General features: G+C 67.1%; 24 protein-coding genes. 15 read left to right on the forward strand and 9 right to left on the reverse strand.

Translation table 11 applies throughout. From position 1 onward, the window contains the following. Positions 1-29 precede the first annotated feature (29 nt). From KF889_27720 to KF889_27765, 10 genes are all read left to right on the forward strand, one after another. Positions 30-455, forward strand: coding sequence for a helix-turn-helix transcriptional regulator (locus KF889_27720; GenBank protein ID MBX3503250.1), 426 nt, complete (start codon positions 30-32; stop codon positions 453-455). Beyond that, positions 452-862, forward strand: coding sequence for a VOC family protein (locus tag KF889_27725; protein ID MBX3503251.1), 411 nt, complete (start codon positions 452-454; stop codon positions 860-862). The genes KF889_27720 and KF889_27725 overlap by 4 nt, the downstream gene beginning before the upstream one ends. Beyond that, entirely contained in the window at positions 859-1239 is a 381-nt protein-coding gene (locus KF889_27730) for a DUF1801 domain-containing protein (GenBank protein ID MBX3503252.1), read from the forward strand. The genes KF889_27725 and KF889_27730 overlap by 4 nt, the downstream gene beginning before the upstream one ends. A gap of 55 nt (positions 1240-1294) precedes the next feature. Beyond that, complete coding sequence (locus KF889_27735; protein MBX3503253.1) at positions 1295-1594, forward strand: PAAR domain-containing protein; 300 nt, start codon at positions 1295-1297, stop codon at positions 1592-1594. A gap of 90 nt (positions 1595-1684) precedes the next feature. Then, on the forward strand, positions 1685-2083 hold the full coding sequence (locus tag KF889_27740; protein ID MBX3503254.1) for an SRPBCC domain-containing protein: 399 nt from the start codon (positions 1685-1687) through the stop codon (positions 2081-2083). A 203-nt stretch (positions 2084-2286) separates the two neighbouring features. Continuing rightward, complete coding sequence (locus tag KF889_27745; protein MBX3503255.1) at positions 2287-2601, forward strand: winged helix-turn-helix transcriptional regulator; 315 nt, start codon at positions 2287-2289, stop codon at positions 2599-2601. Positions 2602-2652: 51 nt separating this feature from the next. Continuing rightward, positions 2653-2997, forward strand: a complete 345-nt coding sequence (locus KF889_27750) for an SRPBCC domain-containing protein (protein MBX3503256.1) — start codon at positions 2653-2655, stop codon at positions 2995-2997. A gap of 149 nt (positions 2998-3146) precedes the next feature. Beyond that, on the forward strand, positions 3147-4163 hold the full coding sequence (locus KF889_27755; GenBank protein MBX3503257.1) for an LLM class flavin-dependent oxidoreductase: 1017 nt from the start codon (positions 3147-3149) through the stop codon (positions 4161-4163). Continuing rightward, entirely contained in the window at positions 4160-5092 is a 933-nt protein-coding gene (locus tag KF889_27760) for an LLM class flavin-dependent oxidoreductase (protein MBX3503258.1), read from the forward strand. Before KF889_27755 ends, KF889_27760 begins: the two co-directional genes overlap by 4 nt. Before the next feature lie 97 nt (positions 5093-5189). Further along, positions 5190-6044: an LLM class F420-dependent oxidoreductase gene (locus KF889_27765; protein ID MBX3503259.1), complete on the forward strand. Its 855-nt coding sequence runs from the start codon at positions 5190-5192 to the stop codon at positions 6042-6044. 112 nt (positions 6045-6156) lie between these two features. Here KF889_27765 and KF889_27770 read toward each other — a convergent pair whose 3' ends face one another. Together KF889_27770 and KF889_27775 are read right to left on the reverse strand one after the other, a co-directional pair. After that, on the reverse strand, positions 6157-6429 hold the full coding sequence (locus KF889_27770; protein ID MBX3503260.1) for a hypothetical protein: 273 nt from the start codon (positions 6427-6429) through the stop codon (positions 6157-6159). 60 nt (positions 6430-6489) lie between these two features. Beyond that, positions 6490-7443 (reverse strand): LLM class F420-dependent oxidoreductase, encoded by a 954-nt coding sequence (locus KF889_27775; GenBank protein MBX3503261.1) that lies wholly within the window; start codon positions 7441-7443, stop codon positions 6490-6492. 47 nt (positions 7444-7490) lie between these two features. On the opposite strand from KF889_27775, the gene cofH reads away from it, so the two are divergent. Next, positions 7491-9866, forward strand: a complete 2376-nt coding sequence (gene cofH / locus KF889_27780; GenBank protein ID MBX3503262.1) for a 5-amino-6-(D-ribitylamino)uracil--L-tyrosine 4-hydroxyphenyl transferase CofH — start codon at positions 7491-7493, stop codon at positions 9864-9866. Between the two features lie 133 nt (positions 9867-9999). Here the strand turns inward: cofH and KF889_27785 are convergent, their stop codons facing one another. From KF889_27785 to fgd, 7 genes are all read right to left on the reverse strand, one after another. After that, positions 10000-11352: a hypothetical protein gene (locus tag KF889_27785; protein ID MBX3503263.1), complete on the reverse strand. Its 1353-nt coding sequence runs from the start codon at positions 11350-11352 to the stop codon at positions 10000-10002. Between the two features lie 202 nt (positions 11353-11554). Beyond that, entirely contained in the window at positions 11555-13267 is a 1713-nt protein-coding gene (locus tag KF889_27790; GenBank protein MBX3503264.1) for a Kef family K(+) transporter, read from the reverse strand. A 213-nt stretch (positions 13268-13480) separates the two neighbouring features. Beyond that, entirely contained in the window at positions 13481-13852 is a 372-nt protein-coding gene (locus KF889_27795; protein ID MBX3503265.1) for a hypothetical protein, read from the reverse strand. 49 nt (positions 13853-13901) lie between these two features. Then, the gene (gene cofC / locus KF889_27800) at positions 13902-14573 is read right to left on the reverse strand and encodes a 2-phospho-L-lactate guanylyltransferase (protein ID MBX3503266.1); all 672 of its coding nucleotides are present in this window, start codon (positions 14571-14573) and stop codon (positions 13902-13904) included. Next, on the reverse strand, positions 14570-15496 hold the full coding sequence (locus KF889_27805) for a 2-phospho-L-lactate transferase (GenBank protein MBX3503267.1): 927 nt from the start codon (positions 15494-15496) through the stop codon (positions 14570-14572). Before KF889_27805 ends, cofC begins: the two co-directional genes overlap by 4 nt. A gap of 91 nt (positions 15497-15587) precedes the next feature. Continuing rightward, entirely contained in the window at positions 15588-16361 is a 774-nt protein-coding gene (gene cofE / locus KF889_27810; protein MBX3503268.1) for a coenzyme F420-0:L-glutamate ligase, read from the reverse strand. An 8-nt stretch (positions 16362-16369) separates the two neighbouring features. Further along, a complete protein-coding gene (fgd, locus tag KF889_27815) occupies positions 16370-17374 on the reverse strand; it encodes a glucose-6-phosphate dehydrogenase (coenzyme-F420) (GenBank protein ID MBX3503269.1) in 1005 nt (334 codons plus the stop codon). 84 nt (positions 17375-17458) lie between these two features. Here fgd and KF889_27820 point away from each other — a divergent pair, with 84 nt between their 5' ends. From KF889_27820 to KF889_27835, 4 genes are all read left to right on the forward strand, one after another. After that, positions 17459-18349 carry an LLM class F420-dependent oxidoreductase gene (locus tag KF889_27820; protein MBX3503270.1) on the forward strand — a complete coding sequence of 297 codons (891 nt, stop codon included), beginning with the start codon at positions 17459-17461 and terminating at the stop codon, positions 18347-18349. Positions 18350-18548: 199 nt separating this feature from the next. After that, positions 18549-20939, forward strand: a complete 2391-nt coding sequence (locus KF889_27825; GenBank protein ID MBX3503271.1) for a hypothetical protein — start codon at positions 18549-18551, stop codon at positions 20937-20939. Beyond that, a complete protein-coding gene (locus KF889_27830) occupies positions 20936-21619 on the forward strand; it encodes a hypothetical protein (protein MBX3503272.1) in 684 nt (227 codons plus the stop codon). Before KF889_27825 ends, KF889_27830 begins: the two co-directional genes overlap by 4 nt. 251 nt (positions 21620-21870) lie before the next feature. Next, positions 21871-24249: a hypothetical protein gene (locus KF889_27835; protein MBX3503273.1), complete on the forward strand. Its 2379-nt coding sequence runs from the start codon at positions 21871-21873 to the stop codon at positions 24247-24249. The last annotated feature ends 2 nt before the right edge of the window (positions 24250-24251 follow it).

A 24251-nucleotide genomic window follows, 5' to 3' on the forward strand; every position in this document is an offset into this window, starting at 1 on the left:
TGCGCCGCCTGCTGCGCGCCAGGGACCGGATGGACGCGGCCTCGCACGAGGCGTGGCCGATCCCGCGGCTGGCGAGCGTGAGCGGTGTGTCGCAGGCGCATTTCGCGCGCTCGTTCCGCGGCGCCTTCGGCGTGCCGCCGCACCGTTACCTGCTGACGCGCCGCATCGAGCGGGCCAGAGCGCTGCTGCGCGACACCGGTCTGTCCATCACCGAGATCGCGTTCCAGACCGGCTGGACGAGCCTGGGCACCTTCGGTCGCGTCTTCCGCGACATCACCGGCGAGAGCCCGGGCGCGTTGCGGGCACGCGAGAAGGCCGCGCCGCACGATCTGTCGTGCGTGCCGGGCTGCTTCCTCAGCGCCGCCCATCGGCCCGACCTCACAACAGCAGTTTCGGAGAAGCGACGGCACCCGACAGGCGCTATGTCCGTTTCAGGCGAAACGGAGGTCCCATGAGCCAGGGCATCAGCGTGGTCGGTCTTTACGTGCGCGACCAGGACGAAGCGCTTCAGTTCTATATCGAGAAGCTCGGATGGCGCGTCCATACCGATGCACGCAACGGCGACTATCGCTGGCTGACGGTGCAGCACCCCGAGCAGCCCTCCTTCCAGCTCGGCCTGTTCAGGCCACAGGCGCCGATTCTCGACGCGGCCACCGTGCAGAGCCTGAACGAGATCGTCGCCAAGGGCGCCATGCCGCCGCTGGTGATGGTCGTCGACGACTGCCGCGCCGCGTTCAGGCAGCTGCAGGCGCGCGGCGTGGAATTCACCCAGGAGCCCACGGAGCGATACGGCTCGGTGGACGCCAACTTCCGCGACCCCTCGGGCAATGGCTGGAAGATGATCGAGGCGCGGCGAGCATGACCGAGGGCTCTGCCTCGAAGCTGATCGACGCGCGCATCAGGGAGCTGGGCGACTGGCGCGGCGAGACACTCGCGAAGGTGCGCGCGCTGGTCAGCCAGGCCGCCCCCGAGGTGGTCGAGGAATGGAAGTGGCGCGGCGTGCCGGTGTGGTCGCATGCCGGCATCATCTGCACCGGCGAGACCTACAAGGCCGCGGTCAAGCTGACCTTCGCCAAGGGCGCATCGCTGCCGGACCCTGCGGGTCTTTTCAATTCGAGCCTCGAGGGGAACGTCAGGCGCGCCATCGACATCCGCGAGGGCGACAGGATCGACGAGAAGGCGCTGAAGGCGCTGATCCGCGCCGCCGTGGCGCTGAACACGGCACGCAGGAAGAAGTAGCCCGGGCCGCCGCGACGGACTTTACATGGCAGCCAAAAAGTGATTAGATGCTCATATGCCGATGCCAGCCGCTCGTGTCACTGATCTGCATGCCTGCGCCTTGACCCTGGGCATTCCGGCAGGACCGATCTTGCCGCCATGCGCGGTCACCGTCCTGACCTGCAGCCTGCCCCAGGCTCGAGCCTTCATGGATCAGGTCGCCTGTGTGGCAGGGCCGATCCCGATCGTCCTCGGCTCGCCGACGGTCCTCGTGAACAACATGCCGGCCGTGCGCATCGTCATGAATGCGACGGGCTGCGGCGGTGTTGTCATGGCACCTGGCGCCTTGACACCGCCTGTTCTCATCGGCCCCTGAAAGAACCGCAGGTCAGGCCGGAACATCCGGAAACGCGCATGGGCGACGAGCCCAGGTTCGCTTCGATGGGCGGCTCGAGGATAATGAGTCATGAGCACGCTGCAGACCCTGACCATCGATCAGCCGATCAAGGCCTCGCCCGCGCAGGTGTGGGAGCGCATCTCGACGCCCGAGGGCATTGAGAGCTGGTGGGTGCCGGGCGACATCGCGCCGGTCGTCGACCACCACTTCACCCTCGACATGGGCCCGTCGGGCCAGCAGCAATGCCGCGTGATCGAGGTCGTGACCGAGCGCAAGCTGGCTCACACCTTCGGCGACTGGGAGCTGCACTGGAGGATCGCGGCCGTACAAGGTGGCTCCCTGCTGCGCCTCGAGCATCACGGCTTCGACCTCGACAACCCGCAACACAAGTTCGGCTTCGAGAACATGGGCGACGGCTGGCGCCTGGTGATCCTGCCGAAACTGGCGCGAGTGCTGGAGGCCCCGTAAGCTCCCGACCTCATCCCCACGCACCTGTCGTCCCGAGTGCGGCGAGGGATCGAGGCCGACGCACCATCGACATCCGCGAAGTCGAGGCGACCGACGAGAAGGCGCTCATCCGCATCGACGCGGAGCTGAACGCATCGAAGAAGTGCTGATCCGAATTTGTCGGGGATTGTTGACATGTCGGCACTTCCCGACATAATCCGGACATGCCGACCGAGCTCGTCTTTTCAGCCCTCGCGCATCCCGTCCGCCGGCAGGTGATCGCTCTCCTGCTCGACCGCGCGCGCACCGCCGGTGCGATTGCGGAGGAGTTCGAGATCAGCCGCTCGGCGGTGTCCGAGCATATCGGCATCCTGCGCAACGCCGACCTGGTGCGCGAGAAGAAGGTCGGCCGCGAGCGCATCTACGCGCTCAATGCCAAGCCGCTCATCGAGCTGCGCGACTGGCTCAAGCCCTACGAGACCTACTGGAAGAGCCGCCTCGCCCGCCTGGCGCGTCAGCTCGAGGATGAAGAGCGATGAGTACCTTGCGGACATTGACCATCGACCAACCGATCAAAGCTTCGCCGGCGCGTGTGGCAGCGCATCTCGACACCCGACGGCATCGCTAAGTGGTGGGCAGCCGGCAACATCGCGCCGGTGCTCGGCCATGCCTTCACCATGGACATGGGCAAGTGGGGCCAGCAGCCCTGCCGCGTGATCGAGGTCGTGCCCGAGCGCAAGCTCGCCTACACCTTCGCCGACTGGGAGCTGCACTGGACGATCACGCCCACCGCGGATGGCTGCATGCTGCGCCTGGAGCATCGCGGCTTCGACCTCGACAACCCGCAACACCGCTTCGCCTTCGACAACATGGGCACGGGCTGGCGCTCGCGCGTCCTGCCTCGCCTGGCGGAAGGGCTACTGGAAGCGGCGTAAGGACTCTTGTCTCCCTTCCCCGGGAGGGGGAAGGTGCCCGAAGGGTGGATGGCCGATGTCGACGAAGGACTCCTGCGTTCGGCTCCGACATCCCCCATCTGGCGCTTCGCGCCACCTTCCCCCTCCGGGGGAAGGCAAGGGAGAGAGCCATGCGTCCGGAGCTGCGAATCGGCACGGTCTACGATTTCCGCAACACGCCCGATTCGGGCCTCGACAACCCGAGCCTCTACGCCGCGATCATGGACCAGGTCGTGATGCTCGACGGGCTGGGGCTCGATCTCGTGTGGTTCACCGAGCATCACTTCCTCGACGACGGCTACCTGCCCTCGTGGATCCCGATCGCCGGCGCGATCGCCGCGCGCACCAGGCGCGTGAAGCTGTCGAGCGACGTCTGCCTGCTGCCGTTCAATCATCCGGTGCGCCTGGCCGAGGATCTCGCGGTGCTCGACAACCTCAGCAACGGGCGCGTCGAGATCGGCGTCGGCATGGGTTACGCGCCGCACGAGTTCAAGGGCTTCGGCCTGCCGGTGTCGCGCCGCGTCTCGCTGACGGATGAAGGCATCGAGGTGCTGCGCCTGTGCTTCGCCGGCGAACGCTTCAGCTATCACGGCAAGCGCTACGACTTCGAGGACGTGGTCATCCGACCCGGCTACGTGCAGCAGGGCGGCCCGCCGCTGTGGATCGCCGCCATGTCGGGACCCGGCGCGCAGCGCGCGGCGCGCTACGACAGCCATTTCCTGCCGCAGGGCCCGCGCTCGGCGGTGCTCGATCCGTGGCGCGCGACCATGCGCGAGTCGGGGCGCGATCCGGACACGTACCGCGTCGGCATCATCCGCTCCTGCCTCGTCACCGACGACCGCGAGCGCGACTGGCCCGCGGTGCGCGCCGCCGAGCGCTATCGCGGCCAGGTCTATCGCAGCTTCAACAGCGAGGGCGCCTATGGCGGCGTCAGGCACGAGGCCAGCGATCCGCCCATCCCGCAGACCTGGGTGGTGGGCGACGTCGATCACTGCGTGAAGGAACTCACGGCCTTCGTGAAGGAGTTCGGCATCACCGACCTGGTGACCTGGGCGGTGCCGCCGGGCATGCGGCCCGACCAGATGAACGGCCACCTCGAACGCTTCGTGCGCGATGTCGCGCCCAGACTGAAGGCAGCAGTGGCATGAGCGTCGCGGTCGGTCTCGGCCTCGCCGAGTTTCCCTTCGCCTCGGGCGCCGGATACTGGCGCTGGGTCGACATGTGCGAGCAAGGCGGCGTCGATTCGATCTGGCAGACTGATCGCCTCGTCGGCAAGGCGCCGTTCCTCGAATCGATGACGGCGATGGCCGCGCTGGCGGGGCGCACGCGGCGTCTGCGCTTCGGCATGAACGTGGTGTCGCTCGCCTTCCGCGATCCGGTGTTGCTGGCCAAGCAATGCGCCACCATCGACGTGCTGTCCGGGGGTCGCCTGCTGCCCGCCTTCGGCATCGGCTCGCCGTTCGGAGCGGAGTGGAAGATGCTGAACGCCGACACAAGGACACGCGGCAAGCGGACGGACGAATGCCTGGAGATCATCGCGCGGTTGTGGCGCGAGGACTCGGTCGACTTCGACGGCACCTTCTACAAGCTCTCGGGCGCGGTGATCGCGCCCAAGCCGGTGCAGCCCGACCTGCCGATGTGGATCGGCGGTTCGACCGACGCCGCGATCCGCCGCACGGCGAAGTACGGCACCGGCTGGCAGGCCGGCGGCGAGTCGCCCAAGGAAGCCGGCCGCGTCGTCGCCGCCATCAAGGCCGCGACCGCCGAAGCCGGCCGCAGCATCGACGAGGACCATTACGGCGCCGGCTTCGCCTACCATTTCGGCAGCGCCGAGAGCCCGATCGTGGCACGCGCCATGGACGCCTACACGAAGCGCACCGGCCGCGACGCGCGCCAGGCGTTCGCCGTGGGCGACGCCGACACGGTGCTGAACCGCCTCAGCGAGTTCGTCGACAACGGCGTCGCCAAGTTCATCCTGCGCCCGCTCGGCGCGAATGAGACCGCGGTGCTCGACCAGACGAAGCAGCTGATCGAGAAGGTCCTGCCGCAGGTTTCGGCACGCTGGCCGAAGCGCTAGCCTCCACCGTCATCCCGAGCGCAGCGAGGGATCTAGTCCTACCCTGGATCCCTCGCTGCGCTCGGGATGACAGGGGTGCGAAGGGAGAAAACGAGTCATGAAAATCGGCGGTGCGGTCTTCTTCACCGATTATTCGATGACGCCGGCCGAGATGGGCCGGGCGCTCGAGGAGCGCGGCTTCGATTCGCTGTGGGCGCCGGAGCATTCGCATATCCCGCTGTCGCGCAAGTCGCCCTTCCCCAGCGGCGGCGAGGTGCCGAAGAAGTACTACGACGCCATGGACCCGTTCGTGGCGCTCACCGCCGCGGCGGCGGCGACCACCAAGCTGCTGGTCGGCACCGGCGTCTGCCTGGTGGCGCAGCGCGATCCGATCCAGACCGCCAAGCTGGTGGCCTCGATCGACCAGATCTCCAACGGCCGTTTCCTGTTCGGCGTCGGCAATGGCTGGAACCAGGACGAGATGGAGAACCACGGCACCGTCTTCGAGAGCCGCCACAAGCTGGCGCGCGAGCGCATCGAGGCGATGAAGGTGATCTGGACCAGGTCCAAGGCCGAGTATCACGGCGAGTTCGTGAACTTCGATCCGATGATGGCCTGGCCCAAGCCGGTGCAGAAGCCGCACCCGCCGATCCTCGTGGGCGGCGCCTTCCCCTTCTCCGCCCGCCGCGCCTTGCGCTACGGCGACGGCTGGATCCCCCATCGTGCGCGCAAGCAGTACGACGACGTCTTCGACCTGATGCCAAACTTCCGGCAGATGGCGGCCGAGGCGAACCGCGATCTCGCCAGCGTGCCGGTGACGATCTGGGGCGCCAAACCAGATGCCGACCTGCTGAGGCGCGACCGCGACGGCGGCATCACGCGCACGATCATCACCTTCGAGTCGGCGAAGCTGGACGACGTGCTGCCTGAAATGGACAAATGGGCGGCGATCATCCGCAAGCTGGATAGTTGACTGTCGTCCTGGGCGTAGCGAAGGACCTCGCGGTGGTGCAATCGGACGCGGTACGTCCACGTGACCGCGATACCGCAGGATCCTTCGCTTCGCTCAGGATGACGAGTGGGCTCTACTTGCAGGTGCCCGTCGACTTCCAGCTGGCGATCTTGTCGGGCTCGGTCCGGCCGCAGGTATGGGCCTGCGTGCCGATGCAGATCAGGCTGTTGAGCGAGTAGACCGCGCCGCCATAGACGCAGAAATTCTCCTTGAAGTCGGCCCAGTCGATCGTGACGCCGACGCCCGCCGCCGGTGTGTTCACCGTGACAGCCGGCGCGCTCGTGGTCTGGGCATGGACCGCCTGGCCCAGGAACAGCAGCGCAATGGCAAGCGTGAGGATGCGCATCGTCGAGGCCTCCCGATATGCAGGAACGGCCTCGGCACCGGCGCGGTTCCGCCGGGCGGCTCAGACCAGCGCCAGCACCTCGGTCCTGAGCTTCTGCATGTTGCCCAGCATCTCGTCCGCGGTGTCGCCGGGCACGCCGAAATCGAGGCAGCCCACCCCCATGTCGCGCAGCGCGCGGATGTCGGCGGCGATGTCGGCCGGCTTGCCGGCGAACAGCCGGCGTTCGCCGTCGCCGGCCTGCGCCGGCACGCCCTCGCCATAGGCGGTGACGCGCAAGGTCAGGCCCACCGCGTCAGGCTTGCGCCCCGCCTCCGCCGTCATCTTGCGCAGGCGTGCGACCTGGGTCTTCAGGCGCTTGAGGCTGTCGAGCGGGTTCTGCGGGTTGGTGCCGATCGGGTACCAGACGTCGCCCAGCTTCGCCGTCCGACGCAGCGCCGGGCCGCTCTCGCCGCCGACCCAGATCGGCGGATGCGGCTTTTGTACAGGCTTGGGCGCGAAAACGATTCCGCCGAATTTCACATACTCGCCGGCGAATCTCGGATCCTCGTTGGTCCACAGTTCCTTGAAGGCGGCGATGTATTCGTCGGTGACCTTGCCGCGTGCCTCGAAATCGGGCAGCTGCAGCGCCTCGAACTCCTCCTTCATCCAGCCGGCGCCGATGCCCACCACCAGCCTTCCGCCGCTGAGCACGTCGATGGTCGAGAGGATCTTGGCCGTCAGCATCGCCGGGCGGTGCGGCACCACCATCACCGAGGAGACCAGCCGCAGCTTCTTCGTCATGCCGGCAACGAAGGCCATCTCGGTGAGTTGCTCATGTCGGCCGCCGCGCGAGCCCGACGGGAACTCGCCACTGGAGCTGTAGGGATAGATGGCGTGGATGTCTGTAGGGATCACCACGTGGTCGCTGAAGGTTGCGTAGTCGTAACCGAGCGCCTCCGCCCCGACCACAATGCGCGTAAGGTTTTCGACGCCGTAGAGTGCCCCGGCCGTCGGTGCGTTGAAGCCGAATTGCATGGCGCGCGTTCCTCCCCGCATTGCGTCGTCGGCGGCGATACTACACGATGCGGCCGCAGGTACATGCCGGAGCTGAGATGGCGTCGCGTTTCGATAGACCGCTGGACGAGCTGATGGCCGAGGCCGCGCGGATGCGCGACCAGGCGCATGGCCGACTGATTTCCTATTCGCGCAAGGTCTTCATTCCGCTGACCAAGCTCTGCCGCGACGTCTGCCACTACTGCACCTTCGCCGAGCGCCCGCATCCGACGATCCCGGCCTATCTCTCACCTGACGAGGTGCTGGCGATCGCGCGCGCCGGCCAGGCGGCGGGCTGCACCGAGGCGCTGTTCACCCTGGGCGACAAGCCGGAGCTTCGCTATCGCGCCGCCGAAGAGGCGCTGAAGGAACTCGGCTACGCCACGACGATCGAGTACCTGACAGCGATGTGCGCGCTGGTGCTCAAGGAGACCGGTCTGCTGCCGCACGCCAATCCCGGCGTGATGACGCGCCAGGAGATCGCCGCACTGCGCAAGGTCAGCGCCAGCCAGGGGATCATGCTGGAGACCACCAGCGAGCGGCTGAGCGAGCGCGGCGGTCCGCATTTCGGCTCGCCCGACAAGCATCCCGCGGTGCGGCTCGAGACCATCCGGCTCGCCGGCGAGCTGAAGGTGCCGTTCACCACCGGCATCCTGATCGGCATCGGCGAGACGCGGCAGGAGCGCATCGAGTCGCTGGAGGCGATCCGCGACCTGCACGCGCGCTACGGCCACATCCAGGAAGTCATCATCCAGAACTTCCGCGCCAAGCCCGACACCAAGCTCGCCGATTCCGAAGAGCCCGACCTGCCTGAGCTCCTGTGGACCATCGCCGTGGCGCGCCTGATCCTCGGCCCCGAGACGAACCTGCAGGCGCCGCCGAACCTGTCGCCCGGCGTCTACCAGAAGCTGGTCGGCGCCGGGCTGAACGACTGGGGCGGCGTGTCGCCGGTGACGCCCGACCATGTGAACCCCGAGGCACCGTGGCCGGCGATCGCCGAGCTGTCGCGGCGCAGCGCCGAGGTCGGCAAGCTGCTGGTCAACCGCCTGCCGGTCTATCCCTCCTATGTGCGCGACGTCGACACATGGCTGGCGCCGGAGATCGCCACGCGCGTGCGCCGCATGAGCGACGCCGAGGGCTTCGCACGCGACGACGACTGGGCGCCGGGCAACACCGAGCCGCCGCCGACGCCGCTGGCGCTTTCGCGCCAGGTCGATCCCGACGTCACGCGTATCGTCGAGCGCGCAAGCTCGGGCGAGCGACTCGACGAGGCGCAGATCGTGCGGCTGTTCGCGGCGCGCGACATCGACTACCGCTACGTCAACCAGGCGGCCGACGCGCTGCGCCGCTCCGTCAGCGGCGAGGTGATCCGCTACGTCGTCAACAGGAACATCAACTACACCAACATCTGCTATTTCCGCTGCAAGTTCTGCGCCTTCTCCAAGGGCCGCACGCACGAGGATTTGCGTGGTTCACCGTACGACCTGGATCTCGAGGAAGTGCAGCGCCGCGCCGTCGAGGCGTGGGATCGCGGCGCCACCGAGGTCTGCCTGCAGGGCGGCATCCATCCCGACTACACCGGCGGGACCTACGCAGCGATCTGCCGGGCCATCAAGGCGGTGACCCCCGACATGCACATCCACGCCTTCTCGGCGCTGGAGGTGACGCAGGGTGCGGCGGCCTCGAACAAGGCGATGCCCGATTTCCTCGCCGAGCTGAAGGAGGCCGGGCTGGGCACCCTGCCCGGCACGGCCGCCGAGATCCTCGACGACGAGGTACGGCGCATCATCTGCCCGGACAAGATCGACACACAGCAATGGCTCGACGTGCAGCGCGCGGCGCACAGAGCCGGGCTGCGCACTACCTCGACGATCATGTACGGCCATGTCGAGTCGTCGCGCTCGTGGGCGAAGCATCTGCTGGCGCTGCGCGACCTGCAGGCCGAGACCGGCGGCTTCACCGAGTTCGTGCCCCTGCCCTTCGTGCACATGGAAGCGCCGATGTACCGGCTGGGCATGGCGCGCAAGGGCCCGACCTTCCGCGAGGCGGTGATCATGCACGCCATCGCGCGGCTCAGCCTGCACCCGCTGATCCCCAACATCCAGACGTCGTGGGTGAAGATGGGTCCGGCGGGCGCGGCGATCTGCCTGCAGTCGGGCGCCAACGATCTGGGCGGCACCCTGATGAACGAGAGCATCTCGCGCGCCGCCGGCACGCAGCACGGCCAGGAATTCCCGCCGCACGAGATGGAGAAGCTGATCCGCTCGATCGGCCGCGTGCCGCAGCAGCGCAGCACGACCTATGGCGGCGTGTCGGACGAGCGCCGCATCGCCTCGTTCAACGCCGGCGAGCTGGCACCGGTGATCCAGACCCCGCCGCGCAAGAAGCAGCGCGCCGCCGTCTGACGTCTGCCTTCCCCCGGAGGGGGAAGGTGGCGCGGAGCGACGGAAGGGGGATGTCGAAGACGAACGCAGGAGTCCGTCTTCGACATCCCCCTTCCGCCCTTCGGGCACCTTCCCCCTCCGGGGGAAGGTAAAGCTACCCCTCGTACCCCATGAACACGAACTGGCTGCCGTTCCAGGCGAAGACTTCCTGCGTCTGGTTGGGCAGCGTGTTGTCGGAGTTCCAGAGGATGATGCGCTGGACCTCGTCGGCGTCGGCGGTGATCGAGGCGGCGCCCGAGCCGAGGATGCTCAGCGTGAAGACGTTGCCGGCGGCGTAGCTGACCGACACGCCCGAGCCGCTGCCGCCCAGCGCATCGCCGATCGTGCCGCCGTTGTTGTCGGACACGCCGGTGCCGGGGATCCACCACTGGCCGGTGTCCTCCGTGGCGAAGCCGCCGAAGACGACGATGGTGTTGGTGCCGCCCGAATCGAAGATCCGGTTGCCGGTGCCGTCGCCGCGCGCGAAATAGTAGAAGTCGTCGCCGTCGCCGCCGTACATCGTGTCGCCGTTGCCGCCGCCGCCGTAAATGTAGTCGGTGTCGCCGCCGCCATAGATGATGTCGGTGCCGTCGCCGCCCCACAACGCGTCCTCGCCGAGGCCGCCATCGAGGTAGTCGTTGCCGGCTCCGCCGTCGATCACATCGTTGTTGGCGCCGCCGAAGATGGTGTCTCTGCCGCTGCCGCCGAGTATGAAGTCGTTGCCCGTGCCGCCGTAGAGCGTGTTGGTGCCGCCGGTGACGCTGATGAAGTCGTTGCCGTCGTCGCCGTAGATGATGTCGTTGCCGTTGCCGCCGAAGGCCCAGTCGTCGCCGAGGCCGCCATACATCAGGTTGTCGCCCAGCGTGCCGACCAGGGTGTCGCGGCCGTCCTCGCCATGGAGGGTGTCGTTGCCCAGGCCGGCGACCAGCGAATCGTTGCCGGCGCCGCCGAACAGCGTGTCGTTGCCGGCGCCGCCGTCGATCCAGTCGTCGCCATCGCCGCCATAGAGCCGCTCGCCGGGGTTGTGGCCCCAGATGATGTCGTCGCCCGCGCCGCCATAGACCCACATGGTGGCGTTGGCGCCGCCGCTGGCGGAGTCCCATTGCCAGTAGGTCTGGCCGGTGTGCTCGTAGGTCAGGTTGATCAGGTCGCTGCCGGCGCCGGCGATGATGGTCTCGATGGCCCGGCTCTGGCTGCTGTTCTGGAAGGCGTAGTACTCGGTGGAGCCGTTGAGCCCGCCGCCCGGCGTGCTTGTCGTGTAGTCGTCCCAGGCGAACAGGTCGTTGCCGCCGGTCATCACCAGCGTATCGGCGGTGTTGCTGTTGCCGTTGCCGAGGCGGGAGCGCAGGCTGGTCCAGGTTCCGGTGACCGAATCGCCCGTCGCCTGGCCCGACTCGTCATAGCGGGTGACGGTGAGGGTGTAGGTCGAGGTCGGGGCGTTCGAGGTGCCGTAGGTGAAAACCGTCATGACCAATGTCCAATCTCATGGCGGCCCATCCACGTCGGAATCGCGCCTGAAAATGAATGATTGAATATAAGCGCTTGCCTGTCTTTGTTGGTTTTCTGACACAAGATTCACGAAAAATCAACACCTTTTCAGGTCGCTGCCCGATCTTCTGTATCTTGTAACTCAAGCCAATTCAAAGCTCTAGCGACGACCTAGCTGAAACTTAGGCGGTGGGCGAACCCGCCGTGATAACCTCGACGATGCTGCGGGCGATCTCGCGCTCCCCCATGATCACGGTATTTGCACCGAGCCTGTCGAGATACTCGACCTCTGCATCCGAATGGGCGCGGGCGATGATTTCCAGCGAGGGGTTGGCCGACCGGGCCTGCTCGACGATCTGGCCGGACTCGAAGGCGTTGGGGATGGCGACGATCAGCCGGCGCGCGTGGGCAAGGTTGGCGGCGGCCAGAATCTCAGCCTTGGCGGCGTTACCGACGATGTGCTCGACGCCGCTCTCGTGCAGCTGCGCTACCCTCTTATCGGCGTCCTCGATCGCCAGAAAGGGCAGCTTCGCCTCGAGCAGGGCCTCGCCGACCAAGCCACCGACGCGGCCGTATCCGATCAGCACTGTGTGGTTACTGAGCGACGTCGGCACCAGAATCGTCTCGTCGGGTACGGGCGCCGCCGGCGCGGTGACCGTGGCCGACTGGGGCCTGCGCCTATCCAGCCAGCCCTGCAGCCTGCCCACCGAGGTGAAGGCGACGGGGTTGAACAGGATCGACAGAATCGCGCCGGCGAGGATCAGGTCACGTCCCTGCTCCGGCAGCAGCTTCAGGCCGACGCCGAGCTCGGCGAGGATGAACGAGAACTCGCCGATCTGCGCCAAGCTGGCGGAGATCGTGAGGGCTGTGCCGGTCGAATGGCGAAACGCGATCACGATCAGGAATGCGGCGATCGACTTACCGACAATGATGATGAACAGCACCGCCAGCACCGGCAGCGGATCGCGCACGACGCTGGCGGGATCGAACAGCATGCCTACCGAGACGAAGAACAGGACGGCAAAAGCATCACGCAGGGGCAGCGATTCCTGCGCCGCCTGATGGCTGAGTTCCGATTCACTGAGGATCATACCGGCGAAGAAAGCGCCCAGCGCCAGCGACACACCGAACAGCTTGGCGGCGCCGAACGCCACGCCCAATGCGATTGCCAGGACGGCCAGCCGGAAGAGCTCGCGCGAGCCGGTATGCGCGACGTAATGCAGGACCCAGGGAATCATCCGCCGGCCGACGATCAGCATCAGCGCGACGAAGGCGACGACTTTCGCGATCGTGACGCCAAGCACGCCCCACAAGCCCAGGCCGAGACGCGCGGCAAGCGGATCGGCCGCCGCGGCCCCGCCGCCAGCCTGCATCACGCTGGCCAGCGCCGGCAAGAGCACCAACGCCATCACCATGGCCAGGTCCTCGACGATCAGCCAGCCGACGGCGATACGGCCGCGCTCGGTCTCGACGAGGCGCCGCTCCTGCAGGGCGCGCAACAGCACCACGGTGCTGGCGACGGAGAGCGCGAGGCCGAAGACCAGGCCAGTGGCCAGCGGCCAGCCCATCGCCCAGGCAAGCAATGCGCCCATCGCGGTGGCGACGGCGATCTGCGCAAGCGCGCCGGGCACCGCGATGGTGCGCACCGAGAGCAGATCCTTGAGCGAGAAATGCAAGCCGACACCGAACATCAGCAGGATCACGCCGATTTCCGCCAGTTCCGGCGCCAGCGCCTGGTCGGCGACGAAGCCGGGCGTATACGGCCCTACCAGCACGCCGGCCACCAGATAGCCGACCAGTGGCGGCACACGCAGGCGGTTGGCGATGGCGCCGAAGACGAAGGCGAGCCCAAGGCCTGCGACGATGGTGGCGATCAACGGCATGTCGTGCTGCATGCACCAGTCCTCGGGAGAGAGAGTCCCGCCTGGAGACGGGGCCAAGGTATGCGAAACCGTCCGCAGGGAGTCGTTCGTGGGGATCCGCGACCTCACGCGCCGCGACAGGGTTCGCGACGCGCAGAGCGATTCGCATCTCGGGATCGGCAACGTCGGCGCGACATCGTTGTGCCCTGGCCGATGGCGGGCACAGGTGCGCGCCGATGCAGACTGCTAGAGCCGGAAAGGTGGATCGCGTGGACGGTGGGTCTGGCGCGCGGATGTGGAAGGTCGGCGGCCGAGGTCCGGCCCCACCGCGGACGCTTGCGTGCCCGACTGGCGCGTTGCCGCGATCACCGGTGGCGGCGCATCGACGTCGCCGGTCTTGCCGCCCGGTGGCGTCGACTTGCGCGCATCGGTGATTTGGCGCGTGCCGCGCAACGTTGGCAGCGTACCGCGAGCGCTCAACGCGGTGCCTTCGGCGAACCCGAGGCCCAACAGCCGCATGCACTGAGCCGACTGCGAGGCAAAACCGTGCGAGGCTGCGCCGACGATGACCAGCATCAGCGTCAGGTGGGAGATCCAGAAACGACCCCGGCCCTTCATATTGCCAGCCTACATCGCGCGACGCGCTATCACCACCCGCGCCGGCGGCTCACCTTGCGCCCGCCGGGCGCTGGGCGATGCCGAACCGTCCCAGCAGGATCCTCGTGCGCGTGCCGTGCGACTGCGGCAGGCGCAGGAAGGTATCGAGGTCGACCGGATGGTCGATATCCATGGCGACGCCCGGCTGGCGCAGGATGGTGGGCTCGATGCCCTGCGCGCGCGCCGCGTCGAGATGCGGGAAGTAGGAGTTCTCGCCGAAGCGCAGCGGCACCGAATCGGGTGGCGAGCAGACCACGGCGTTGGAGCCGAGATCGTCGTGCGCCGGGGAGATGGTGAAGGACGGCGCCGGCCTGTGCGCCGCCAGGATCGCGTCGATCTCCGCCGCCCGCACCGCGGGGATGTCGCCCGGCATGGTCATGAAGCCGCCCTTGCCCTCGCGCGCGAGGATGCGCAGGCCGGCCGCGACGCTTCCCGTATGGCCCGCGCGCGCCCCCTCCGCCTCGACCCGCGCGCCGATGCGCCCCGCCATCGCCCGCGCGATCGGCTCGAGCGTGATCAGCATGACGCCGGCCAGGCTCTTCGCGCCGGCCACCGCCTCGAGCACGTCGGCGAGCATGGTCTCGGCGAGCAGGCGGCGCTGCCCGGGCGTCAGCAGCGGCGACAGCCGGTGCTTGGCGCCCTCGAACTCCTTGACCGGAATGACCGCCCAGATGTCGCTCATCGCCGCAGCGATTCCGCCGCGTCGAGCACGACGCGCGCCAGCGCCTCGCGATCCTCGAGGCTCAGCATCAGCGTCTTCGCCGCCGTCACGCGAGCGGCGATGCCGGCGACACCGGCGGCGTCCTCGTGCTCGACGACGTAGCCCTGCAGCATGTCGCCGTAGCGCCGGGCGACGCCGAGCGCCGTCGCCTCCATGCCGAGCTCGGCCATCATCTTCGCCGTCGGCCCCTTCACCGCCTTACCGCCGATGATCGGCGACACCGCCACGACCGGCGCCTTGCTCTGCGTGATGGCCTCGCGGATGCCGGGCACGGCGAGGATCGGCTCGATGCTGATGAACGGGTTGGACGGGCAGATGACGATGGCATGGGCGGCGCGCAGCGCCTCGACCACGCCCGGCGCCGGCCTCGATGCCGGCGCGCCCTCGAAGCTCAGCGCGCGCACCGCCGGCCGGCACTGCTGGCGCACGAAATAGTCCTGGAAATCGATCCAGCCCTGCTCGCCCAGCACGCGCGTGCGCACCCGATCGTCGCTCATCGGCAGGATGTTCGCGCCGATGCCGAGCCTGGCCGCGAAGTCGGCGGTGATGCGCGAGAGCGTCTCGCCCGATCGCAGGCGGCGCGTGCGCTCGACATGCACGGCGAGGTCGCGGTCGCCCAGGCGGAACCAGTCCTCGCCGCCCAGCGCCTTGACGCTCTCCATGAACGACCACGTCTCGTCGCGCCGTCCCCAGCCGGTGGCCGGATTGTCGATGCCGGCCAGCGCGTAGGTCAGCGTGTCGATGTCGGGACAGATGCTGAGCCCGAGATGCTCGAAATCGTCGCCGGTATTGGCGATCACCGTGAGCCCGGCCGGTGGCAGCACGCGGCTCAGCCCCAGCGCCAGCTTGGCGCCGCCGACCCCGCCGGACAGCGCGATGATCACGACGTCGTCCTGAGCGCAGCGAAGGACCCCGCGGTCTCGCCCACTCGCACCACCGCTGGATCCTTCGCTGCGCTCAGGATGACGGAGGAGCTCATCGGAACATGTCCTCGGACGCCGGGCGCACCAGCTCGTGCGCGCTGTTGTCGGGGCCGCTCCAGCTCAGCCCGCGCACCAGCACCACGGGCTGACCCTCGGCGCCCTGGCCCTGCACCAGCGAGGCGGCGGCGGCGATCTCGTCGGCGTGGCCGGTGATGCTGACCTGCAAAGTGCGGCCGAAGAGATCCGGATTGCCGCGCAGGTCCATCAGCGACGGCAGGCCGGCCGCGCCCACCGCCACGCCGCAGGTGCCGCGGCGCCAGGCGCGGCCGAAGCTGTCGTTGACGATCACCGCCAGCTTCGCGGCGAAGCGCCGCGACAGCGCCGCGCGCAGTCGTTCCGCGCTGCCATCGGGATCGACCGGCAGCAGCAGCGCCATCTGCGGACCATCGGGGCCGGCGACGTTGGACTGGTCGATGCCGGCATTGGCCATGACGAAGCCAAGGCGATGCTCGACGATTAGCACGTTGGGCCTGGAACGCACCACGCGCACCGACTCGTCCAGGATCAGGTGCACGAGGCGCGGATCCTTCTGGACTTCCTCGGCCAGCTTCACCGCTTCGGCCGACGGCACGACGCTCGCGAGATCGACGCTGCGGCCCTCGGCCTTGGACACGACCTTCTGCGCCACCACGAGCACGTCGCCGTCGCGCGGCGTCAGCCCGGCGCGCGCCAGGCCGTCGGCGATGATCGACACGAGATCGTCGCCCGCGCGCACCATCGGGATGCCCTGAAGCGCGCGGATCTCGATGCCGCTGGTGGACGCCATGTGGCCGGTCAGCCGAACTTCTTGCGCAGGCGCGGCAGCACGTTCTCGCCATAGAGCCGGATGAAGCGCGCCTGATCGGGGCCGGGTGCGTGGAACACGAGATGGCGGAATCCCAGGCCGACATAATAGCCGACACGCTCGACATGCTCGTCGGGATCGTTGGACACGATCCATCGGCTGGCGGCGCGCTCCAGCGGCAGGGCCTCGGCCAGGCGCTGCATCTCCACCGGATCCTCGACCGACATCTTCTCCTCCGAGGTCAGCGCCAGCGCCGCCCAGTGCCGCGTGTCGTGCAGCGCGCGCTCGGTGTCGGTGTCGAAGGAGACCTTGACCTCGATCATGTGGTCGTAGGGCTTCTTGCTGTCGCTTGCCGCGGCGATGCCGGCGGCCACGTTGGGCAGCAGGGTCTCGGTGTAGAGCTCGCGCTTCTTGCCCGAGGTGCAGATGAAGCCGTCGCCCGAGCGTCCGGCGTATTTCGCCACCAGCGCGCCGGCGGCGGCGACGTAGATCGGCACCGGCGTGTCGGGCCGGTCGTAGATGGTGGCGTTCTCGGTCTTGTAGTACTGGCCCTCGAAGGTCACCCGCTCCTGGCTCCATAGCGTGCGGATCAGGTTCACCGATTCGCGCAGGCGCGCGAAGCGCTCCTTGAACTCGGGCCAGGCCTGGCCGGTCGAGGGCACCTCGTTGAGCGACTCGCCGGTGCCGATGCCCAGCACGACGCGATCCGGGAACATCGCGCCCATGGTGCCGAAGGCCTGCGCCACGATCGAGGGATGATAGCGGAAGGTCGGCGTCAGCACCGAGGTGCCCATGACCACCTTCGATGTGCGCGCGCCCAGCGCGCCCAGCCAGGTCAGCGAGAACGGCGCGTGCCCGTCGATGTGCTTCCAGGGCTGGAAATGGTCACTGATGAAGACGGATTCGAAGCCCATCTCCTCGGCCAGCACGGAGAAGTCGAGAAGCTGACGCGGGGCGAACTGTTCCGCCGACGCCTTGTATCCGAGCTTGAGCACGCCACCGCCCTCCCCGCTATGGTCTGGCGCCGAAATCTATAGACTGACGGCACCGCAGCAACCAGACAAAGTCGGGGAACCCCCATGCAACTCGGTCTTGCCCTTCCGTTCGGCGATATCGGCGGCGACGGCCCCGTCGTGCGCGAGTTCTGCCAGCTGGCCGAGGCCGAGGGCTATGACGGACTCACGCTGGCCGACCACGTACTGGGCGGTAACCCGAAGGGCCCCAAGCCGACGCGCGCCGCCGGGCTCGGCCTGTTCCACGACCCCTTCGTCGCCTTCGGCTTCATCGCGGCGTGCACGCAGAAGGTCGAGCTGTCGACCCAGGTGCTGATCCTGGCGCAGCGCCAGACGGCGCTGGTCGCCAAGCAGGCCGCCAGCCTCGACGTGCTGGCCGGCGGTCGCTTCCGCTTCGGCGTCGGCGTCGGCTGGAACGAGCTCGAGTTCGTCGGCCTGAACGAGAACTTCCACAACAGGGGCAAGCGCTCGGAGGAGCAGGTCATCCTGATGAAGAAGCTGTGGGCCGAGCCCTACATCAGCTTCAAGGGCAGGTACCACACCATCGAGGATTCCGGCATCAACCCGCTGCCGCCCAGGCGCTCGATCCCGCTGTGGTTCGGCGGCCACATGGACGTCACCCTCGACCGCATCGCCAGGTACGGCGACGGCTGGATGATGCTGGCCCATCCGCCGGGCGACGCCGCAATCGCCGAGTTCGACAAGTTGCGCCGCAAGCTCGAGGCCGTCGGCCGCGATCCCAAATCCGTCGGCCTCGAGGTCTGGACCTCGACCGGCACCGGCGCCGAGGCCGAATGGCGCGAGGAGATCAAGTTCTGGAAGAAAGCCGGCGTCACCCACGTCGTGCTGCACAACACCTTCGGCGGCTACCATCACAAGCGCATGGAGGGCCGCACGATGGCGGAGCATGTCAACGCGATGCGGCGGTACCGGACGGCAGTGGCCGACCTGCTCTAAGCACCGGAAATGCCTGTGCTGCCGCACCGATAAGAACCCGATAAAACGCATTGCTGGCAGGCACTTAGACCTCACTCCGACACAGCTAGGGGTGGAAATAGGGGCTCCGCACCCTCCCTCCTAGACTCCCTCGCAATGGCACGACGAACCGTTGGCCGTTGAAAGGGATTCGGATGTCCATCGCACGCGTGGTCCGCTAATGGCGGGCCGAATCAAGATCGAGCCGTACAAGCCGCTCGACACCAGCACGTCGCCGGTGCCCGGTGGCGGCTACATCGACGTCGACGCCAGCGTCGGCAAGTTCGGCCCCTCGCCGCTGACGCAATTCGGCCTGCAGGCCGCCGAGGGCGTGGCCGCCATCGCCACGACGGCCACCCACCACCTCGCCCCCGACAACGAGGCCGTGGTCAAGGCCGCCGACACGCGGCTGAGCGAGACCGAACAGGCGCTGCTCTTCGATCCGCGGACCGGCCACCTCAACCGCCAGGGCCAGGACGCGCTGACGCAGGCACCCGCGGTGCTCGAGGCCTACCGCGCGGCGCAGGACCGCGAGCTGGCGGCGACGGCCAACGACGACCAGCATCACATGCTGCGCCAGCTCAACGAGCGCCGGCTGGCGAGCTTCAGCACCGTGGTCGAGCGCCACGCCGCCGCCGAACGGCAGCGCTGGCACGACGCGGCCGGCGATCGCCGCATCGCGCTGATGCGGGCCGATGCCGCGCTACACTGGAGCGACGACGCCCTGCTGCGCCGCGCACTGGGCACGGTCCGCGCGGAGGTGCGCGAAAAGGCCGAGCGCCACCCATGGGACTCGGCGCTGACCGAGGCCACGCTGTCGCGTGAGACCAGCCGCACGCTGGCATCGGCGATCGAAGCGGCGGTCGAGCGCGATCCCGAACGCGCCCAATCCCTGCGCATGCGCTACGACCAGCATATCGAGGCGCCCGATCGCGCCGCACTGGATGCGTTGCTCGCCGAGGCACAGACGCGCCAGCGCGCGCAGCGGGCCAGTGCCGAGATCCTGAACAGCACGCCGCCGGACGGCCAGGCCCCGACGCTGACGTGGCAGCTGCAGCAGGCCGAATCCATCGCCGAGCCCGCCGTGCGCGCCGCCGCCGTCCGCAGCCTGCACGCCGCCGCCGCGGCGGCCGAAGGGCGTGCACGTGCGCAGGCCGAGCAGGTGCTGGCACGCGTGCTGAAGGACGGCCTGACCGACCCATCCCAAATCCCGCTGCGCGAATGGGTGGCGCTCGACCCCGAACGCCGCCAGGCGATCGAGACACGCCTCGACCACAACGCGGCAGGCACCGAGCCGGCGGCGAACCCTGCGCTGATCGACGAGCTGGCGACACAGATGACGGAGGCGCCGAGCGTCTTCGCGCGCCGTGATCTGGTGCTGTCCATTGCGCACCACCCGCTCCCGCAATGGCAGCGCTTCCGCGATCTGCAAGCCGGCCTCCGGCGCAACGACCCTGCGACCGAGGACGAGATCCGCGCCATCAAGCGCGGCCTGCAGCTCGCCAACAAGATGCTGCCGGCAGACACGCCCGACGATGTCGCAACCAACTACCGCGCCGAGCTGGTCGACGAGATCGGTACTTGGCGTCGCCTCTCCGGCAAGAGTCCCGACGATGCTGACATCGCCGCAATGCTCCGTCGCGTCGAGCTTCCGCCGATAGACTATCAACTGCTGCAGTCCGGAATGGGCCGTCCTCCGGCACGGGGCCGCTTTCTGACTCTTCAGCAAAGGTCAAGATTCGATCAGTACAGTCAAGGGCTTTGGCGGGTTCGGCAATACAATCGCGACTACACAGAGTTCCAGGGTCCGCACTGGGTACCCTCGCGCCAAGACATTACTCGCATAAATCAACAGGCAGAAGCCTATGCGAGAATACACCAGTTCTTCCAGCATCACGGAATCGCTTTGCGGTCCCGTGACTACGAGGCGATTCGTCAACAAGAGCTTCGCGGCGCCACGCTCCAATCAATTCTCGGCAGCCTCGGCAGAGGTCAAACCACTGCGACGGTCCGCCCGAGGGTGAACGACTACGGACGACCGGCTCCTGGCGTCAACACCGGCGAGCCGACCGGAAGACACAACCGACCGTCCTCCGAAAGTGAAATTGTACCAGGTTGGCAATTTCTCGGGCAAGTTCCCGCCGGATCAGTCGGCCACAACCAACCACCACGGAGACGCGCCTCCGTTGCCCCGCTTGACACAAATCGACATCATTCCTTTCCACAGCAATGGTGGAATCCCGAGAGAAGGGCCCCATTTCCCTTCTCGCTGGCAGCAAGAAACTTCTTCGACAGTAAAATCATTGAAGTCATGAGAAACGAACACTGGAACAGGGATCATTCCAAGTACAATGAACGCATCGGAATCGCTTTGAATGAGTATCTGAAAAGACCCGACATTGTGAAGAGGGGTATCACACCTCAAACAATGACGAGAGAGCAAGCCGAAGAACTCTATGACGCTGTAGTGACAAGCAATCCAGACCCCTTTGTCCAAGATCACCTCAGTAAGATGCTTGAGAGCGCATCTAGAGTTACAACCATGCGCCTGATGCGAGGGAATATACAATGACCAAAGACGATCACTTGGCGGAACTGGAGACACACCTCCGTACACGACTCTCGCCAGACTTTGCTCGCGTCTCGGTCGGCAAGACAGAGGACGAGAACGGCATGCGACACGTTTTCCTTCTTCCGAAGCGCCTGCTGACACATGCCGAAGTGGTTTCGAGGTGCAGGGAAGTAGCGCCGATCATTCGCGCAGCGATTCCAGAAAAGTCGGATGGATGGGCAGTAGCCATCCTTGTCGAGCGCATATTCGGTGACCCAATGGGCATCTACTTTCTTGGATGGTCAGGCCATGACGATGAGTGGAGATTCTCCGAGCCACCGACTGACCACACTGATTGGCAGAATTTATTCCGGCGCCTGAGCGAACTTCTGGCCTCCCACGCCGGAGAGAAACGCGATGGAGAGGAAGAACCTTTCTTCTTACGCGATCAGGATAATGGTCTTCCCAAACTGACGGTAAGCATCAGCAGGATTGAACTCCTGACTGCATCGCTAGTTGAAAGTATTCAGGAGTTACTTGGGTCCAGCCACCCAGATTGGTCCGTTGAAGTGCGGCTCTTCTTATCGCCGAGTGTCGAAGGAGTTCCTCTCGATGGGATCGAAATTCGGGTCGACGAGATTGTGGAGTACTGGGACAGAGAGCACTTAAGGAAGGTCCTCGGCGATCGTCTGAAGATTTAGGGCTGATCGCCCCAGTTGCCGAACACTCCAGCGCGACCTTTGGGAAGGGAAGTAGAACGGGACCATCCAATCGGGTACGTCGACTATCGAGCTGGTTCGCAGGTCATGCGCGCGCCGACCATGGGGTCGGGGACCGATACCGGTTGCGGCCTTTTATCCTCTCTTGCCGGAATGGTCCGCGGGAACTCGAGCACATCATGCGCGCGCATTCCAGATCCCCTGAGTTCGCACCGCGCTAGGTATCGGCCAGCGTGGCGGGCCGAATCAAGATCGAGCCGTACAAGCCGCTCGACACCAGCACGTCGCCGGTGCCCGGTGGCGGCTACATCGACGTCGACGCCAGCGTCGGCAAGTTCGGCCCCTCGCCGCTGACGCAATTCGGCCTGCAGGCCGCCGAGGGCGTGGCCGCCATCGCCACGACCGCCGCCCACCACCTCGCCCCCGACAACGAGGCCGTGGTCAAGGCCGCCGACACGCGGCTGAGCGAGACCGAACAGGCGCTGCTCTTCGATCCGCGGACCGGCCACCTCAACCGCCAGGGCCAGGACGCGCTGACGCAGGCGCCCGCGGTGCTCGAGGCCTACCGCGCGGCGCAGGACCGCGAGCTGGCGGCGACGGCCAACGACGACCAGCATCACATGCTGCGCCAGCTCAACGAGCGCCGGCTGGCGAGCTTCAGCACCGTGGTCGAGCAACACGGCGCCACCGAACGGCAGCGCTGGCACGACGCGGCCGGCGAGCGCCGCATCGCGCTGATGCAGGCCGATGCCGCGCTGCACTGGAGCGACGACGCCCTGCTGCGCCGCGCGCTGGGCACGGTCCGCGCGGAGGTGCGCGAAAAGGCCGAGCGCCACGTCTGGGACTCGGCGCTGACCGAGGCCGCGCTGTCGCGTGAGACCAGCCGCACGCTGGCATCGGCGATCGAAGCGGCGGTCGAGCGCGATCCCGAACGCGCCCAATCCCTGCGCATGCGCTACGACCAGCATATCGAGGCGCCCGATCGCGCCGCACTGGATGCGTTGCTCGCCGAGGCACAGACGCGCCAGCGCGCGCAGCGGGCCAGTGCCGAGATCCTGAACAGCACGCCGCCGGACGGCCAGGCCCCGACGCTGACGTGGCAGCTGCAGCAGGCCGACGCCATCGCCGAGCCCGCCGTGCGCGCCGCCGCCGTCCGCAGCCTGCACGCCGCCGCCGCGGCGGCCGAGGCGCGCGCCCGCGCGCAGGCCGAGCAGGTGCTGGCACGCGTGCTGAAGGACGGCCTGACCGACCCATCCCAAATCCCGCTGCGTGACTGGGTGGCGCTCGACCCCGAACGCCGCCAGGCGATCGAGACACGCCTCGACCACAACGCGGCAGGCACCGAGCCGGCGGCGAACCCTGCGCTGGTCGACGAGCTGGCGACACAGATGACGGAGGCGCCGAGCGTCTTCGCGCGCCGTGATCTGGTGCTGTCCATTGCGCACCACCCGCTCCCGCAATGGCAGCGCTTCCGCGATCTGCAAGCCGGCCTCCGGCGCAACGACCCTGCGACCGAGGACGAGATCCACGCCATCAAGCGCGGCCTGCAGCTCGCCAACAAGATGCTGCCGGTAGACACGCCCGACGATGTCGCAACCAACTACCGCGCCGAGCTGGTCGACGAGATCGACACCTGGCGCAGGATCAACGGCAAGCATCCCGACGACGACACCATCCGGGAGATGCTGCAGCGAACGTTGCCTTCGACGGCGGCGGTTCACGCCATCAAGTTCCCGTTCAATCCGCAGCTTGATTCGCCAATCCACCCGGCCAGGCTGCCGGTGCCACGACGCATGGAACGGCAGGCGATCGATCTGCTCCAGCTTCTCTGGCTGCTCTGGAGAGGCATCGCGATTGGCCTGAAGGTCGATCAGGACTCCACGCCGCCGACTCGCTCGACCACGCCAACGCTTCCGCCGCCAGCCGACGGCCGGTCATCCGACAAAGCGACGCCGGCGCCCAATGTCTCCGAGGTGGAGAGGAGCCCGGAACCGGGCAACTCTTTCGTGCTGGCCCCGCGCATCACGCCCGCGCCACCCGTGAAGCCATTGCCGGGCTTCTCGCCAGCGCCGCATGTTCCTCCGCTGCCGGGGATCATTCCCCTTCCGCAAGAGCCATCGATTCTCAAGGGACCCGAGCTCGATCCTCCACAGCTACCGTCGCGATTGGAGAACATTCCCCAGATTGAGCCTGGCCCACTCATCGTAACTTCAGACAACCTGAGCGAGGCCCTCAGGATCTACGGCCGGGAGCGTTGGGAGCTGCATCATCACTTCCCTCGGCAATGGTGGAAGCCCAACGGTCCGGACAGCATTCCGTTCGGACCGGGGGCCAAGAAATTCTTCGACAAGCAGTTGATCCTGATTCCGAAGAGTCAGCATTGGGGTACGCTGCACAGCAAGTACAATGAGGCCGTTGGAGAAGCGTTGAAGATCTACCTGGCAGGTAAGAGCCAGGCTGACATCGAGAACATGGACGAAATCGAGGCCAAAAAATGCTTCGACGAAGTGATAGAAATGGTACGAGAGCGGGGCAGTGCCGAAGCCAAAGAGTTTTTAAAGAACATAGGAAGATTTGAGCCGAAGAATGACAATACTCCCCGGATTCAATAGGT

It is taken from the genome of Alphaproteobacteria bacterium (genome assembly GCA_019635875.1).
Taxonomy (GTDB): domain Bacteria; phylum Pseudomonadota; class Alphaproteobacteria; order Reyranellales; family Reyranellaceae; genus JAFAZJ01.

Excerpts from the sequence above, each read along its gene's own strand:
- KF889_27720 (MBX3503250.1), top strand. The coding sequence starts at position 30 with ATGGACGCGGCCTCGCACGAGGCGTGGCCGATCCCGCGGCTGGCGAGC.
- KF889_27725 (MBX3503251.1), top strand. The coding sequence starts at position 452 with ATGAGCCAGGGCATCAGCGTGGTCGGTCTTTACGTGCGCGACCAGGAC.
- KF889_27730 (MBX3503252.1), top strand. The coding sequence starts at position 859 with ATGACCGAGGGCTCTGCCTCGAAGCTGATCGACGCGCGCATCAGGGAG.
- KF889_27735 (MBX3503253.1), top strand. The coding sequence starts at position 1,295 with ATGCCGATGCCAGCCGCTCGTGTCACTGATCTGCATGCCTGCGCCTTG.
- KF889_27740 (MBX3503254.1), top strand. The coding sequence starts at position 1,685 with ATGAGCACGCTGCAGACCCTGACCATCGATCAGCCGATCAAGGCCTCG.
- KF889_27745 (MBX3503255.1), top strand. The coding sequence starts at position 2,287 with ATGCCGACCGAGCTCGTCTTTTCAGCCCTCGCGCATCCCGTCCGCCGG.
- KF889_27755 (MBX3503257.1), top strand. The coding sequence starts at position 3,147 with ATGCGTCCGGAGCTGCGAATCGGCACGGTCTACGATTTCCGCAACACG.
- KF889_27760 (MBX3503258.1), top strand. The coding sequence starts at position 4,160 with ATGAGCGTCGCGGTCGGTCTCGGCCTCGCCGAGTTTCCCTTCGCCTCG.
- KF889_27765 (MBX3503259.1), top strand. The coding sequence starts at position 5,190 with ATGAAAATCGGCGGTGCGGTCTTCTTCACCGATTATTCGATGACGCCG.
- KF889_27770 (MBX3503260.1), bottom strand. The coding sequence starts at position 6,429 with ATGCGCATCCTCACGCTTGCCATTGCGCTGCTGTTCCTGGGCCAGGCG.
- KF889_27775 (MBX3503261.1), bottom strand. The coding sequence starts at position 7,443 with ATGCAATTCGGCTTCAACGCACCGACGGCCGGGGCACTCTACGGCGTC.
- cofH (MBX3503262.1), top strand. The coding sequence starts at position 7,491 with ATGCGGCCGCAGGTACATGCCGGAGCTGAGATGGCGTCGCGTTTCGAT.
- KF889_27785 (MBX3503263.1), bottom strand. The coding sequence starts at position 11,352 with ATGACGGTTTTCACCTACGGCACCTCGAACGCCCCGACCTCGACCTAC.
- KF889_27790 (MBX3503264.1), bottom strand. The coding sequence starts at position 13,267 with ATGCAGCACGACATGCCGTTGATCGCCACCATCGTCGCAGGCCTTGGG.
- KF889_27795 (MBX3503265.1), bottom strand. The coding sequence starts at position 13,852 with ATGAAGGGCCGGGGTCGTTTCTGGATCTCCCACCTGACGCTGATGCTG.
- cofC (MBX3503266.1), bottom strand. The coding sequence starts at position 14,573 with ATGAGCGACATCTGGGCGGTCATTCCGGTCAAGGAGTTCGAGGGCGCC.
- cofE (MBX3503268.1), bottom strand. The coding sequence starts at position 16,361 with ATGGCGTCCACCAGCGGCATCGAGATCCGCGCGCTTCAGGGCATCCCG.
- KF889_27820 (MBX3503270.1), top strand. The coding sequence starts at position 17,459 with ATGCAACTCGGTCTTGCCCTTCCGTTCGGCGATATCGGCGGCGACGGC.
- KF889_27825 (MBX3503271.1), top strand. The coding sequence starts at position 18,549 with ATGGCGGGCCGAATCAAGATCGAGCCGTACAAGCCGCTCGACACCAGC.
- KF889_27830 (MBX3503272.1), top strand. The coding sequence starts at position 20,936 with ATGACCAAAGACGATCACTTGGCGGAACTGGAGACACACCTCCGTACA.